16 protein-coding genes are annotated in these 14,111 nt (G+C 66.9%); 8 read left to right on the top strand and 8 right to left on the bottom strand.

What is annotated here, in order from left to right; all coding sequences use genetic code 11:
* Positions 1-64: 64 nt before the first annotated feature.
* The 4 genes from INR38_RS19330 to INR38_RS19315 all read right to left on the bottom strand — a co-directional run bounded on the left by INR38_RS19330 (position 65) and on the right by INR38_RS19315 (position 3,552).
* The gene (locus tag INR38_RS19330; protein ID WP_207443773.1) at positions 65-1,378 is read right to left on the bottom strand and encodes a hypothetical protein; all 1,314 of its coding nucleotides are present in this window, start codon (positions 1,376-1,378) and stop codon (positions 65-67) included.
* A 449-nt stretch (positions 1,379-1,827) separates the two neighbouring features.
* Entirely contained in the window at positions 1,828-2,319 is a 492-nt protein-coding gene (locus INR38_RS19325; RefSeq protein WP_097202665.1) for a LuxR C-terminal-related transcriptional regulator, read from the bottom strand.
* 377 nt (positions 2,320-2,696) lie between these two features.
* Positions 2,697-2,912 (bottom strand): hypothetical protein, encoded by a 216-nt coding sequence (locus INR38_RS19320; protein ID WP_207443772.1) that lies wholly within the window; start codon positions 2,910-2,912, stop codon positions 2,697-2,699.
* Between the two features lie 97 nt (positions 2,913-3,009).
* Positions 3,010-3,552 (bottom strand): MarR family transcriptional regulator, encoded by a 543-nt coding sequence (locus tag INR38_RS19315; protein WP_012204944.1) that lies wholly within the window; start codon positions 3,550-3,552, stop codon positions 3,010-3,012.
* Between the two features lie 61 nt (positions 3,553-3,613).
* On the opposite strand from INR38_RS19315, the gene INR38_RS19310 reads away from it, so the two are divergent.
* From INR38_RS19310 to INR38_RS19300, 3 genes are all read left to right on the top strand, one after another.
* Positions 3,614-4,513, top strand: coding sequence for an EamA family transporter (locus INR38_RS19310; protein ID WP_207443771.1), 900 nt, complete (start codon positions 3,614-3,616; stop codon positions 4,511-4,513).
* A 74-nt stretch (positions 4,514-4,587) separates the two neighbouring features.
* Entirely contained in the window at positions 4,588-5,187 is a 600-nt protein-coding gene (locus tag INR38_RS19305) for a dihydrofolate reductase family protein (RefSeq protein ID WP_207443770.1), read from the top strand.
* On the top strand, positions 5,180-5,776 hold the full coding sequence (locus tag INR38_RS19300) for a TetR/AcrR family transcriptional regulator (RefSeq protein WP_207443769.1): 597 nt from the start codon (positions 5,180-5,182) through the stop codon (positions 5,774-5,776). Before INR38_RS19305 ends, INR38_RS19300 begins: the two co-directional genes overlap by 8 nt.
* Here INR38_RS19300 and INR38_RS19295 read toward each other — a convergent pair.
* A complete protein-coding gene (locus INR38_RS19295) occupies positions 5,773-6,444 on the bottom strand; it encodes a metalloregulator ArsR/SmtB family transcription factor (protein ID WP_043825583.1) in 672 nt (223 codons plus the stop codon). The genes INR38_RS19300 and INR38_RS19295 overlap by 4 nt on opposite strands.
* Before the next feature lie 114 nt (positions 6,445-6,558).
* On the opposite strand from INR38_RS19295, the gene INR38_RS19290 reads away from it, so the two are divergent.
* Positions 6,559-7,059, top strand: coding sequence for a DUF2938 domain-containing protein (locus INR38_RS19290; protein ID WP_207443768.1), 501 nt, complete (start codon positions 6,559-6,561; stop codon positions 7,057-7,059).
* Between the two features lie 19 nt (positions 7,060-7,078).
* Here the strand turns inward: INR38_RS19290 and INR38_RS19285 are convergent, their stop codons facing one another.
* Positions 7,079-7,966 (bottom strand): LysR family transcriptional regulator, encoded by an 888-nt coding sequence (locus INR38_RS19285; RefSeq protein WP_063327939.1) that lies wholly within the window; start codon positions 7,964-7,966, stop codon positions 7,079-7,081.
* Positions 7,967-8,105: 139 nt separating this feature from the next.
* On the opposite strand from INR38_RS19285, the gene INR38_RS19280 reads away from it, so the two are divergent.
* Complete coding sequence (locus tag INR38_RS19280) at positions 8,106-9,659, top strand: MFS transporter (protein ID WP_207443767.1); 1,554 nt, start codon at positions 8,106-8,108, stop codon at positions 9,657-9,659.
* Here the strand turns inward: INR38_RS19280 and INR38_RS19275 are convergent.
* Entirely contained in the window at positions 9,652-10,011 is a 360-nt protein-coding gene (locus INR38_RS19275) for a hypothetical protein (protein ID WP_088165118.1), read from the bottom strand. The two genes, INR38_RS19280 and INR38_RS19275, sit on opposite strands and share 8 nt — an antisense overlap.
* A gap of 246 nt (positions 10,012-10,257) precedes the next feature.
* Here INR38_RS19275 and nikR point away from each other — a divergent pair, with 246 nt between their 5' ends.
* The 3 genes from nikR to INR38_RS19260 all read left to right on the top strand — a co-directional run bounded on the left by nikR (position 10,258) and on the right by INR38_RS19260 (position 13,591).
* Complete coding sequence (nikR, locus tag INR38_RS19270; RefSeq protein ID WP_034392370.1) at positions 10,258-10,716, top strand: nickel-responsive transcriptional regulator NikR; 459 nt, start codon at positions 10,258-10,260, stop codon at positions 10,714-10,716.
* Between the two features lie 84 nt (positions 10,717-10,800).
* Positions 10,801-12,864 carry a TonB-dependent receptor gene (locus INR38_RS19265; RefSeq protein WP_207443766.1) on the top strand — a complete coding sequence of 688 codons (2,064 nt, stop codon included), beginning with the start codon at positions 10,801-10,803 and terminating at the stop codon, positions 12,862-12,864.
* Between the two features lie 10 nt (positions 12,865-12,874).
* Positions 12,875-13,591 (top strand): DUF4198 domain-containing protein, encoded by a 717-nt coding sequence (locus INR38_RS19260; RefSeq protein WP_207443765.1) that lies wholly within the window; start codon positions 12,875-12,877, stop codon positions 13,589-13,591.
* 68 nt (positions 13,592-13,659) lie between these two features.
* On the opposite strand, the gene INR38_RS19255 is transcribed toward INR38_RS19260, so the two are convergent.
* On the bottom strand, positions 13,660-14,111 hold a 452-nt coding region (locus INR38_RS19255), incomplete at its 5' end, for a tripartite tricarboxylate transporter substrate binding protein (RefSeq protein ID WP_207475987.1).

The raw sequence follows: 14,111 nt of genomic DNA, 5'->3' as shown, positions 1-14,111 counted from the left end.
CGGTTGACGGGGGGGGGCGGGGTGAGCGGGATCCGCCAGTCCCGCCCACCCGCTGGTCTTCAGGTCAGTGGATGCCCGGGAAGTCGACGATCACGCCGATGATTTGCGGGTTCACCGAGGTGCTGCTTCCCTTGAAGGTATTGGCCTGTGCGGTGCTCTTGGTGTACTCGGACTGGTGACCGCCCGTGCCACCGAAGGTGAAGGGTCCGATGCGCACACCCGCGCTGGCCTCGAAGGCCTGCTTGTTCTGCTGGTAGGTGTTGGCGCTCATCGTGATCTCGAACGAAGGCTTGTAGACGACCAGCAGCTCGGACACCCGTGCCGCGACGATGCCGTTCGGGCCGAACAGGGAGCTCGACCCCGGGCCACCGTTTGCCACCCACGGGGCGACGATGGTGTAGCCCTGGCCATTCGGCCCCTGCTGTGCCTTGGCCAGTTCGCTCATGAAGCCGCCCGGGTACCAGTCGCCCGGATTCACCTTCACGCGGGTGGAGGACTCGCAGCTGATCTTCACTGCCGAGCTCGAGTCCTGGTTGAACAGGTCGGACTTGCTCCAGCCGCCCGATGCGTTGACGCTCCAGAAGAAGTTGCCAGCGCTGGTCGAGCCCTTGGCAAACGAGGACTTGAAGTCGCTGCTCGATTGCGAAGATTTCATCGCGATCGAGAACGCGCCTGCGCTGCCGTTGCTGAGCGATGCGCGCCAGTCGGCGCCGTTCGTGTCGATGTGGAAGTCCGGCTGCCAGCGCAGGATGCCCGCGCCATCCGGCACCTTGGTCCAGCCTGCCGGTGCGTTGTTCGTGGCGGGGTCGCCCGACGGCGTCTGCATCATGTCGATGGCGCGCTGCAGATCGCTGGGCATGCTGGCCCGCTCCAGCTCCATCTTCATCTTGACCGCCTGGTTGTAGGCGTTGGTGGCCGCCTGGATGGCGGCAACGTAGGCAGTAGCCTCTGGCGCGTTGCTGATCCACGCGTTGATGTCAGGGTAGCGGGCTGCGAATATCAAGCCGCCGTTCTGCTTTGAACTCAGGTAGACCTGGTTCATGTCGCTGTTGGCCTTGACGATCGCATTGCTTTTCTGGACGCACAGGTTGGCCAGCGCTGTCTGATCGGCCTGCTGCTCGGGGCTGACCTTGAATGTCACGTGACCGAAGATCTGGCGAACGGCGTCGAAGAGCGTTGCATCGAGGCTGCCGTACTGACCGATCGCGGACCACTGCGGCATGCCGCTGACGACCTGATAGGCCGCCGCGTCCCATTGCCCGGTCGGAGCCGTGCCCCAGCTGAAGTCCTTGGGGGTGCCAAGCAACTGGAAATTCGGGGTGCCGAGATTATCGACAAGGGCGTTGTACAACTGGCTGAACATGGCTTGATCTGACATGGCGTGCAATTCCTGAAATTGAATGAATAGGGAGCGACATGAGGTTTGAAGTCATGAACGCTTTTCTTTGCCAATGAGAATGATTGCCCGGTATTGGGCCTAAGGCATGGGGTGCTTGGGAGAAATCGCAGGGGGTGACCGCGAAGAGTGGTTCATGGCGGGATACTCCTTTGAGTTGCGTGCAGGAATCCGACACGTGGGCGCCGGGAAGATGCCTCGACGGACGCTGACCGTAGAGGCGAAGAGGTGAAGGGATATGAGCCTTTGCAGCCTTTCAAGGCTCGCGCGGATATTCCATATCAACCGCGCAAACCTGGAATGCACTGGCGCCTGCTGAAGCCGTCATAAGTATTCGTTGGACTCATCATGCCCAATTGCATCAGGGGGATGGAATACTTCCAATGTCGTATTCGGTGAGCACGGACAGGCGATGCACGCTGGCCTGGATATCAGATGCTGCCGCCATTGCGAGTTGCCGTTGGCGCAAATGTCTGCAACTGGGCGGTGCTTGTCAGGCCCAGTTTGCGCAGAATGTTTTCGCGATGCTTGCGCACGGTCAAGTCGCTGAGGTAAAGCGAACGTGCGATCTCCTTGCTGGTCTGGCCCGCCAGCACGTGCACCATCACTTCCTGCTCGCGGGGAGACAGAGGGAGCGGTGAGCGGGCAGCGCTCAACCAGCCGTGCCGCCTGGCGTGCGTGACGAGTTCTACGGCATTGCGCAGGCCCAGCCGCGTACACATATTGCTGCGGTGCTTGCGTACCGTGTGTTCGCTGATGCCCAGCGTGTGCGCAATGTCCTTGCAGCCGAGGCCTTTGGCCATCGCTTCGAGTACATCGATTTCGCGCGCGGTGAGCGCAGACGCGATGACTTCATCTGCTATTGGATGCGCAGCATCGAGATGGCATTCGCTATTTGCTAAAACTATTTCCGATCTGTCCATGGTATGTCTCCCATTTTTTATGTGCCGATGCCATAGGGCCATTCCACGCCGAAGCCTCGGCGAGACTGCTTTGCACAGTGCCGTTTGAAAGATTGAATAACTCGCTAAACCGCCTGTTTACCGCCTGAGTAAACTGACGTCATGCCATTCGTGTGAAAATTGTGCGGTAAAGGATCAGCCGAAAAAGCCCGAACATTGGACGATTGAAAATCGCGCGCATTCAGCCTATGGCAGCCTTTTGTATCCAAGGCGGGAGATTAGTAAACCATTATCAGGATGGTGTGGTGCGTTGAGGGAGTATCAAAGTCGTTTGAGAATCTGTTATCGCCATTTCACCGTTGGAATGGACATCTTAGTGGAAATCTTTGATGAAATCATTACATCTGGCTACAAAAATTCGACACCAAGGTTTTTGCAGCAGATTGTGGGAAAGCCCATGGTCTTCTGTGGATCGCGCTTGCGTGATCAGGATTTTCTGGCATTGCCCAGCCGAGTCCAGGATGCGGGCTGTTGCGCAGCTCTTGAGACATGTGGGTAAGCAATTCCTGCCATGGCGTATCGAGAAGCGGCTGGGTGCCTGCGATGTGCTTCAAGGGAAGCACCTCTTTTGCCAAAAGCGTTCCCTTGTCATGACGAAGGGCGTGAGCACCACGACCGTCGCCAGTTCCAACGACCTGGATATACGCCAGTTCAGGGGGCAGGGCGGGTGCCCTCGTCAGGCCCGCCCTCCAGCACGCGCAGCAGCTGGGACAGCCGCTGGTCCAGCGCGGCCAGTTCGGCAACGGGCATGGGCGCCAGCATGGCGCGCTCGTTGTCCAGGTGCGCTTCCACGGCGCGGTCTATCAGCTCCAGCCCCTGGTCGGTGAGCTGCACCAGCATGCTGCGCGCGTCCTGCGGGTTGGGCAGGCGCTGCACCAGGCCGCGCGTCTCCAGGCTTTTCATGCGATGGGTCATGGTGCCCGAGGTGACCATGAGCGTGGAAAACAGGGCCGTGGGCGTGAGGCAGAAGGGCGCGCCCGAGCGGCGCAGCGTGGCCAGCACGTCGAATTCCCACATGGTCATGCCGAAGCGCGCAAAGCACTCTTCCAGCCGCTGCTCCAGCAGGGCGGCGCAGCGCTTGATGCGGCCTATGGGGCCCATGGGGCTGGCGTCCAGGTCGGGGCGTTCGCGCGCCCATTGTTCGAGGATGGTGTCTACCCGGTCGGGCAGGCGGGGGAGGGTGGGTTTCGGCATTTGTCTTGATTTTAAGATAAGTCGTGCATAATGAATTTGTCTTGAATTGAAGATAAATGCCATGTCCTCCTCACCATCCTCTTCTTCCGCACCCTCGGCCAGCCCCTCCCTGTCCTGGCGCGACATCCTGCTGACCGCGCTGGCGCCCGCCATCTGGGGCTCCACCTACATCGTCACTTCCGAACTGCTGCCGCCAGACCGTCCGTTCACGGCTGCGCTGATCCGCGTGCTGCCGGCCGGGTTGCTGCTGGTGCTGTTCACGCGGCGGCTGCCCGTGGGCTCGGGCTGGTGGCGGCTGCTGGTGCTGGGCGCACTGAACATCGGCGTGTTCCAGGCGCTGTTGTTCGTGGCGGCCTACCGGCTGCCGGGCGGGCTGGCGGCCGTGCTGGGGGCCGTGCAGCCGCTGCTGGTGATGGCGCTGGCATGGGGCGTGGACGGGCGGGTCCCCGCGCGGCTGACGCTGTGGGCCGCCGTGGCGGGCATTGCGGGCATGGCAGTGCTGCTGCTGTCGCCGCAGACGGTGTTCGAGCCCGTGGGCATGGCGGCGGCATTGGCGGGTGCGGTGTGCATGGCGGCCGGCACCTGGCTCACGCGGCGCTGGCGCGTGGACTTGCCGGTGCTGGCGCTGACGGGTTGGCAACTGCTGTTTGGCGGGCTGATGCTGCTGCCGCTGGCCTGGTGGGTGGATGCGCCGCTGCCCGCGCTGTCGCCCACCCAGCTGGGCGCCTATGCCTACCTGTGTCTTGCCGGCGCGCTGCTGGCCTATGTGCTGTGGTTTCGCGGCATCGGGCGCCTGCCTTCGGTGGCCGTGTCTTCGCTGGGCCTGCTGAGCCCGCTCACCGCCGTGGTCCTGGGCTGGGCGCTGCTGTCGCAGTCCATGACGGGCATGTCCTTCCTGGGCCTGCTGGTGGTGCTGGCCAGCGTGCTGGCGGTGCAGTGGTCTGCTTCGCGCGGCGCCTGAGCGTGGGAACGGTTGGCAAGGGGCTGCGGATTATTTATCATACGGTGTATGTTTAATTGGATGGAGAGATCGCCATGGCACCCGCAAAAGCCCTCAGCAATGCGTTCGGCAAGGTCTTCATCGCCACTTCGGTCGATGGTTTCATTGCCCGGCCCGATGGTTCGCTGGACTGGCTGCCGGCCGGGGGCGATGGCGGCGAGGATTACGGCTATGCGGCCTTCATGAAGACGGTGGACGGCATCGTCATGGGCCGCTCCACCTATGAAAGCGTGCTCGGCTTCGAGTCCTGGCCGTTCGACAAGCCCGTGGTGGTGATGAGCCGCACGCTGGGCGCGGGCGATGTGCCTGCCCACCTGCGCGGCAAGTTGCGCATCACGTCCGCCCAGCCTGCCCAACTGGTGGCCGAGCTGCGGGCCGAGGGCTGGAGCAGCGCCTATATCGACGGCGGCGCCGTGATCCGCGCCTTCCTGGCGGCGGGTGAGGTGGGCGAGATGACCATCACCCGCGTGCCCGTGCTGATCGGCGCGGGGCGGCCGCTGTTTGGCGATATCGGCTGCGATCTGCGCCTGGCCTGCCTGGCCTCCCAGGCCTATCCCAGCGGCATGGTGAGCACGCGCTACCGCGTGGAGGCGGGCGGCCGGGTCATGGTGCGCAACGGTGGCGGCGATGAGTGAGCCGGCTGTACCGGATGTACGGGCTGTACCGACTGCACAGGCTGCACGGCGCGGGCGCCCCTCGGCCGGGCGCTCGCTCAGCCGTGATCAGGTACTGGATGCCGGGCTGGCCTTGCTGGAGGCCGTGGGCGCGCAGGGCTTTGGCCTGCGGCCGCTGGCGCGGCAGCTGGGCATTACGCCCATGTCGGTGATCCACCATGTGGGTGACCAGCAGGAATTGATGCGCAGCCTGGTGGAGCGCGTGCATGGCCAGCCGCTGGCCGAACCTTCGCCCGGGCTTGCACCCGTGCAGCGTGTGCAGGCGCTGCTGGTGGGCTACATGGAGCGCGTGCGCCGCCATCCGGCGCTGACGGTGTGCATTCTGGGCGACCCGGCCCTGTTCACCGAGTCGCTGGCCGCCTTCACGCAGCGGCTGCGCGGCGAGGTGCAGCAGTGCGAGCCCGGCGAAAACGAGGGCGATGCCGCCGTGCTGCTGGACCTGCTTATCGACTACACGCATGGCCATGCGCTGGCGCTGGCCCTGTCGGGCGAGGGCGCGCAGGCCTTGCATGGCCGGTTCGAGCAGGGGCTGGCGCGGCTGCTGCGCTAGGCGCCGGCCTCCACGCGCAGTCCAGCCTGCTGCCAGCCAGTGAAGCCTGCCTCGAAGCGCCGCGCCTCCCGGCCGCTGGCGCGCAGCGCCGTGACGGCATTGGCCGAGAGCACGCAGTACTGGCCCCCGCAATAGGCCACGATGTCCTTGTCGGGCGGCAGCGCGCCCAGCTCGCCTTCCAGCGCTTCCAGGGGAATGTTGACGGCCCCGGGCAGGTGGCCCTGGGCGAATTCCGCTGGCGGACGCACGTCCAGCACGATGGTGTCGTCCATCTGCATGCGCTGCAGCAGCTCGTCCAGCGCAACGGCTTGCAGGCGGTCACGCTGGCGCAGGCTGTCGGAGACCACGGCGCGGATCTCGGCGTGGCGGAATTGCAGATAGTCGTGCAGCGCATCGACGATGCCGGTGATGGGTCCGTCACCCAGCCGGTACAGCACATGCTTGCCCTCGCGCCGTGTGAGCACCATGCCCGCGCGCTTGAGGTGCTGCAGGTGCTGGGAGGTGTTGGCCACGGACAGCCCGCACAGCTCGGCCAGGCGCTCCACGGGCTGCTCGCCTTCGGCCGCATGGCTCAGCAAGGCGAGGCGGTGGGCATGGCCCAGGGTGCGCGCCAGGTCGGCCAGGTCGGGGAAGGCCTCGATCGGTACAGGGCTGCTTGACGGATTCATGGGGGATAGCCTAGCATCGCGCAAACATTCAATCAATTAATTGAATGTATTGTTCATTGTGCATGCGGTGGCATCCAAGGAGGCCGCTGCAAACCTGCAAGAGAGTGAAGAGACATGCTGGATGTGCCGGAATTCCTGCTGCGCGCCGTGCTGACGGGCGCAGGCGCGACCTTGGTGATGGATGTGTGGGCGCTGCTGCTGCAGCGTCTGTGGGGCGTGCCTTCGCTGGACTACGCCATGGTGGGCCGCTGGCTGGGCCATCTGCCGCGCGGCCGGCTGGTGCATGCCGGCATCGGCCGGTCCGCGCCGGTGGCGGGTGAGAAGGCCCTGGGGTGGGTGGCGCACTATGCGATCGGCATCGCCTTTGCGGCGGCCCTGCTGGCCCTGGCGGGTGAGGGCTGGGCCCGGGCGCCCACGCTGTGGCCGGCCCTGGCCTGGGGCGTGTTCACCGTGGCCGCACCCTTCCTGGCGCTGCAGCCGTGCATGGGGACAGGGCTGTTTGCCCGCAAGACACCCAAGCCCGCCGTGGCGCGGCTGCGCAGCCTGATGGCGCACACGGTGTTCGGCCTGGGCCTGTTCATCGCGGCCTGGGCCGTCTCGCAACTGCGGGGCTGAGCGGATGCGCTGACCCGGTTCAGGCAAACAGCCTGTGCGCCATGAATTCGAGAAAGGCCCTGACCTTGGGCGAGAGGTCGCGGCCCGGGGGCCAGACCATCCAGACCGTGCCCTGGGCGTTGGCGGTGAACGGGTCGAGCACGGTCTGCAGCAGGCCCTGCTCCAGCTGGCGGGCCACGGTGAAGTCCGGCAGGCAGGCAATGCCCTGGCCGCGCAGCGCCAGGAAGATGCGCATCTCCACGCTGTTGCAGACCACGCTGGAGGGCAGCGCGGGCGGGGCGGTGTCGTCGTCGTTTCCCAAGGGCCAGCGCTCCAGCCGGCCGGTGGCCGGATAGCGGTAGTGCAGGCATTGGTGGCGGACCAGGTCGGCAGGTTGCACCGGCCTGCCATGGCGCTGGAAATAGGCGGGCGAGCCCACCAGCACGCGCCGGAAGCCGCCCAGCCGCCGGTGCTTGAGGCCCGAGTCCTGCAGCGGCGCGGCGCGTATGGCCACGTCAAAGCCGTCGCCGATCACATCGACCAGATGGTCCGAGAAATTCAGGTCCAGTTCGACTTCGGGGTATTCCAGCAGGAAGTCCGAGAGCGCCTGCTCGAACAAACCGCAGTGGCGTGGCAGGCTGACCTTGAGCCGGCCCTGGGGCCGCTCGCCCGCATGGCGCAGTTCCTGCTGGGCGGCCTCGACCTCGCAGAGGATGCGCCGGCACCGCTCCAGAAAGCGTTCGCCCTCGGCCGTGAGTGCCAGCGTGCGCGTGCTGCGGTTGAACAGGCGCACGCCCAGGCGCTCCTCCAGCCGCGCCACGGCCTTGCCCACGGCCGAGGGCGATAGCCCCAGTTCGCGCGCCACGGCAGAGAAGCCCAGCCGCTCGGCCACGCGCACAAAGAGGCCGATGCTGCCCAGGCTGTCTATTTCCATGTGCTGTGTGAAGAGGTGTGTGAAGAAGATGATTTGAGACTCGGGTATCTCAAGTGTTCGGAAATGAAGATGAATTGTCTCAGATGAAGACGGGCCTACGCTGGCGGTCGTTTCATGAAATGGCGCACAAACCATGTCTTCCCTCTCTCGCGGCAGCTCCCTCAAATGGCTGCAACTGCTGGCCGTCTGCCTGACGGGGCTGCTGATTCCCCTGAGCTTCACGGGCCCGGCCGTGGCCCTGCCTTCCATCCATGCCGAGCTGGGCGGCACGCCCTCCCAGCTGGGCTGGATCATGAATGCCTACATCCTGAGCTACGGCAGCGCCATGATGGTGGCCGGCAGCCTGACCGACATCCATGGCCGGCGCCGCCTGTGGCTGCTGGGGCTGGCCTGGTTCGGCCTGCTGAGCTTTGGCGTGGGCCTGGCAACCGATCTGCGCTGGGCCGATGGGCTGCGCCTGCTGCAGGGGCTGGGCGGGGCGGTGGCCTTTGCGGCGGCCATGTCCTCGCTGGCGCCGCTGTTCGAGGGCGCGGCGCGCATGCGGGCCTTCAGCCTGCTGGGCACGACCTTTGGCCTGGGCCTGGCCTTCGGCCCCTGGGTGTCGGGCCTGATGGTGGACAGCCTGGGCTGGCGCTGGGTGTTCCATGGGACGGGGCTGGTGGCGCTGCTGGGCCTGCCCATGGTGATGGCCAGCGCGCGGCGCGATGAAGCCGCGTCTGCCGACCGGCCCGACTGGCTGGGCGCAGCCCTGTTCACCCTGGCCCTGGGCGGCTTCACCTACGGCGTGCTGATGGTGCCCGAGCGCGGCTGGCTCCATGCCGAGGTGCTGGGGCCGCTGGCGCTGTCCGCCGTGCTGCTCGTGGTCTTTGTGGCGGTGCAGCGGCGCGTGGCCCGTCCGTTGCTGGATCTGTCGCTGTTCTCGCAGCCACGCTTTCTGGGCGTGCAGCTGCTGGCGGCGTCACCGGCGTTTCTGTTCATCTCTCTGGTGGTCATGCTGCCCGGGCGCTTCATTGGCGTGGAGGGCCTCAGCCCGCTGGCGGCGGGCCGCATGATGGGCTGGCTGGCGGCACCCTTGCTGGTGGTGCCGCTGCTGGCGGCCCTGCTGGTGGGCCTGCTGTCGCGCTGGATCAGCCCGGGCCGGCTGTCGGCGGCCGGTCTGCTGCTGGCTGCGGCGGGCCTGTGGTGGCTGGCGGCTGCTTTCGGGCAAGGCGCCGGTCCGGCGTTGGCGCTGCCCTTGCTGCTGATAGGCACCGGCATTGGCCTGCCCTGGGGCCTGATGGACGGGCTGGCCGTGAGCACCGTGGCGCCAGACCGCGTGGGCATGGCCACGGGCATCTTCAACACCGTGCGCATCTCGGCGGACGGCGTGGCCCTGGCCGTGGCGGGCGCCGTGCTGTCGGTGCTGGTGGAGGGGCGGCTTGGCGGGCTGTCGCCCGATGCGGGCCTGCGGCGCGAGATGGCCGGGCAGCTTGCCCAGGCCGATCTGGCGCGTGCCGCCCAGGCGCTGCCGGGGCAGGACGGATTGCTGGCGCAGGTGTACGGCGCGGCCTTCCACGATCTGTTGCTGCTGCTGGCTGGGCTGGCGGTGGTCACGTCGCTGGCCGTGCTCTGGCTGCTGGAGCGCAAGGGCCGGGCCGTGTCTTCCCCGGAGCAACTGGCCCCGCAGGCCGGGCGCAGGCTCAGCTAGCAGGCTGCAACTGCACGCCCAGGCGCGAGAACAGGATCTGCCGGCCATCGCCCTGCAGGCGCTGTATCACCATGCCGCCATCGCGGTGCAGGTAGATGCGCAGGGCGCTGCCGTTGCCGGGATCGTGGTCCAGGTAGCAGGGGTCCTTGTCCAGATCCTTCCAGCCGTGGAGTTCGACCAGCCTGCGTCCGGCGAGGCGGCGCAGCTCGGTCTCGGGCGCCGCGAAATAGCTGTGGGTCTGAAGCCACAGCGTGCGCAGCTGCTCGAAGGACTGTTCGCGCGAGGAACAGGCGGGCGCAGCCTCCAGCAGGGACAGCAGCATGTCCAGAAGCTGATCGAATGAATACTGCATGCCGCGCCCCTTTCAGCGATCGACGGTGCGCACTGCGCAACCTCGATCAGGGTAACCGGATATTGCGCGAATGTGAACAAAGCATGACCGTGGTGGTTTGTCGCTATTGCCAGCCTGCGCCGACAGTGATTGGCGCGGGTGTTGCATGCAGGGCACCGGCCTGGATGGCCGGACAATGGCCGGGCACATCCTGCGTGATGCCGACCTTTTTTGTTCCCGCCACCTGTTTCCCCACTTCTGCTGCCCATGGAACGCTTCACCATCTCCATCGACGACGACCTGGCCCGTGATTTCGACGCATGGATCGCCGCGCGCGGCTACGACAACCGCTCCGAGGCCATCCGCGACGTGCTGCGCGCCCACCTGGCCCAGGTGCGCGAGCGCGAGGACGCCGACGGCCTGTGCGTGGCCAACCTGTCCTATGTCTACAACCACCACGAGCGCGATCTGTCCGAGCGCCTGGCCAGCCTGCAGCACGACCACCATGAGCTGCACATGGCCACCACCCATGTGCACCTGGACCACGAGCAATGCATTGAAACCGTCATGCTGCGCGGCCCGGCCAGCGCCGTGCGGCGCTTTGCCGACACCATCACGGCCGAGCGCGGCGTGCACCACGGCCAGCTCAACGTGGTGATGGTGCGCAGGGCAGAGCCTGGCGGGCACGATCACGCGCACCACCATCCGCATTCGCACGACGATTGAGGCAGTCCGGGGCCGGGCGCGCAGCCCCTGTCATGCAGGTCGGTATGAAGTTTGCTTTTTTCTTCATACAACTCCTGGAAACGCATGACACATTCCCTGAATTCCCTTTCCCGGCGCCTTGCCGTGCACCAGATTGCAGCAGCTGGCCTGCTGGGCCTGGGTTGCATTCCCCATGTCGGTGCGCAGCAGGCGGGCGACGCCACGGCCAGCCTGCAGCCTGTCGAGGTCAAGGGCCAGACCGCGCGCGGCGCCTCGGCCGCCTACACCACCACGGTGATCGAGGCCGGGGACATCGCCAACGCCCATGTCAGCCATCCGCAGGAGCTGCTGCGCCAGGTGCCGGGCATGAATGTGCAGAACTACCAGCTGTCCGGCGTGGGTGACGCCATCGTCATGCGCGGCTTCGGCGGTGGCGGCCATGGCGGCGACGTGGGCGTGGTGCTGGACGGCATTCCCCTGAATGAGGCCATGTCGCATGCTGACGGCTATGTGGACCTGGGCGTGATCGTGCCGCTGGAGATGGAGCGCATCAGCATCTACAAGGGTCCCGTGTCCGCGCTGTACGGCAACTTCAACCGTGCAGGGCTGATGGCGATAGAGACGCGCAAGCAGGGCGACTACACCCCCTACCGCGAGGCTGATGTCAGCCTGTCCTCCCACGGCACGCTGGACGCGCAGGGCGCCCTGGGGCTGAAGCCGGGGGAGGGCGAGTTCCTGAACCTGGCGGCCCAGCACTACCGCACGGACGGTTTCCGCGCGCAGTCGCAAATGCAGCGCAGCACGGCATCCCTGCGCTGGAGCAAGCGGCTCACGCCGCAGCTGGAGGTGGCGCTGTCGGCGCGGCTGCACCATGGTGAGGGCGATTCGCCTTCGTACCTGACGGCGGGGCAGTTCGCGCGCGATCCGCAAGGCATGGACCCGCGCGCCATGAACGATGGCACGCGCAAGAACTTCGCCACGCTGCGGGCCGATGTGCAGTACGCGCTTTCGCCCCGGCTGATCTGGCTGGGCCATGCCTACACCACGCAGCAGAGCTTCACGCGCTGGTTCAGCCGGCCCATCGACGCACTGCAGTGGCGCCAGCGCGAGGAAAGCTATGACCGCGCCGTCTACGGCGCCGGCACCAGCCTCAATGGCCGCCATGTCACGGCGCTGACCCCGCTCAACTGGGTGGCCGGGCTGGAGGCCGTGCGCGAGTCCACCGACTACCAGTTCTACGACGGCCTGCAATGGCGCGAGCGCACGGGCGCAGCCATTGACGACCGCAATTCCAGGCTCAACACCCTCTCGGCCTTTGCCGAGGTGGATGCGCCCGTGCACCGCCTGCTGCAGCTGTCCGCCGGCCTGCGCTGGGACCGCTTCACCGGCGGCTGCCGTCCCAATGGCCCCGAGACGGGCAGCGACCCCTGCGGCCCGCTGGCGCGCACGGCGCATGCCAGCCCCAAGCTGGGCCTGCGCTCGCAGGTGGCGCCGGGCGTGCTGCTGCGCGCCAGCTGGTCCGAAGGATTTGCGCTGGCCAGCGATTTCGCCAAGTACGCGCTGGGCGCCGCGCGGCTGGACCCCAATATCTTTCGGCAGACCGAAGTGGGCGCGCAGATCAAGCCCATGCCGGGCCTGGCGCTGGATGTGGCCGCCTATCGCCTGCAGTCCTCGGGCGAGATCCGCAACGTGGCGCCCGGCGTGTACGAGAACTTCGGCGCCACGCGCCGCACGGGCGTGGAGGCCAGCGCGCTGTGGGCCGTGCGCAGGAACCTGGACTTGCAACTGGCCTGGGGCAGCGCCCATTCGCGCGTGACCGAAAACGGCAACCCGGCCCTGGTCGGCAACCAGGTGGCCGGCGTGCCCCGGCAGACCGCCACCGTGGGCCTGGCCTGGCGCCCGCTGGCGCAGTGGGAGGGCTCGCTCACCTGGCGCCGCGTGGGCCGCTATGCCGTCACGGCCGACAACAGCGTGTTCTACGGCGGCTACGCCACCTGGGACCTGGGCCTGAGCTGGCGCCTGCCTTCGGCGCGCAGCCGCATCTACGCTGTGGTCTCCAACCTGGGGGACAAGGCCTATGCCACGTCGGCCTCGGTCATCCGCGGCGTGCCGCTGTTCGCGCCCGGCGCGCCACGCACGCTCAAGGTCGGCGTGCAGACACAGTTTTGAGGAGGAAAAAATGAAATCCAACCCCTGTTTCGCATCCGTTGCAACCGCCGCATTCGTGGTCCTGCTGGCCTGCGCGCCGCTGGCCCAGGCCCACAACGTCTGGCTGGAGCCCGATGCCGACGGCGCCTACACCGTGCAGTTCGGCGGCCATGAGGGCCAGCTGGAGAACTTTGCGGCCGGCAAGCTCAAGAGCGTTGAGGCCTATGACGCGCGCGGCCGCCGCATCGACGTGGCCGTGCAGCCCGTGCCCGGCGGCGCCCGCGCCACGCCGGCCCGCAAGGCCGCGCTGCTGGCCGCGCATTTCGACAACGGATTTTTCAGCCGCGTGGGCGAGGGGCCGATGGTTGAAAAGCCCATGACCGAGAACCCCGGCGCCACCAGCGGCGTGCATGCGCTCAAGTTCCACAAGACCATCCTCGAATGGGGCCCGGTCACCCGCGAGAGGCTGGGCCAGACCCTGGAGATCATCGCCAGGACCCGCCGCTCGCCCCACGCGGGCGAGCCCCAGCAATTCCAGGTGCTGCTGAACGGCCAGCCCCGGGCCGGCGTGCGCGTGTCGCTGGGAGAAAGCGGTCCGCCACTGGCAACCGATGCCGACGGCCTGGTGACCGTCACACCGCGTGCCGGCATGAACCAGTTGCTGGCCATCGTGCGCCTGCCCGTGGCAGGCGACGCGCGCACCACCAGCCTCAGCTACGAGTACCTGCTGGGGTTTTCGGCGCATTGAAAGGGGCTGGCGGCCCGGCCCGGCCAGGCCCGGCCAGGCCCGGCCTGGCCTGGCCCGGCGCTGTGGGGTCAGTCCAGCGCCAGGCGCCGGTCTGCAGCCAGCTTCTTCCACTTGGCGTTGTCCTGGGACATGAAGCGCTGGATCTCGGGCAGGGACATGGGCGTGGCCACGGCCCCGGCGGCCTGCAGCGTGGGGCGCAGCTCGGGCGACTGTATGGCCTGGTTGATCCACTGATTGAGCTGGGCCAGCCGCTCGGGGGGCGTGCCGGAGGGCACGGCCACGGCATACCACTGGGTGGCCTCGTAGCCGGGCACGCCGGCCTCGCGCATGGTCGGTACATCAGGCAGGCTGTCTATGCGCGTGGCGCTGGTCACGGCATAGGCCTTCAGCCGGCCCGACTGGATGTGCGGCAGCACGGGCGTCACGCCCAGCATGGCCAGGGGGATCTGCCCGCCCACCACATCGGTCACGGCCTGGCCGCCGCCCTTGTACGGCACATGCACCATGCTGGTGGCCGCCA

The sequence above is a fragment of the Delftia sp. SD018 genome, assembly GCF_017355445.1.
Taxonomy (GTDB): domain Bacteria; phylum Pseudomonadota; class Gammaproteobacteria; order Burkholderiales; family Burkholderiaceae_C; genus Comamonas; species Comamonas acidovorans.
This window is presented reverse-complemented; position numbering and strand designations above follow the sequence as displayed.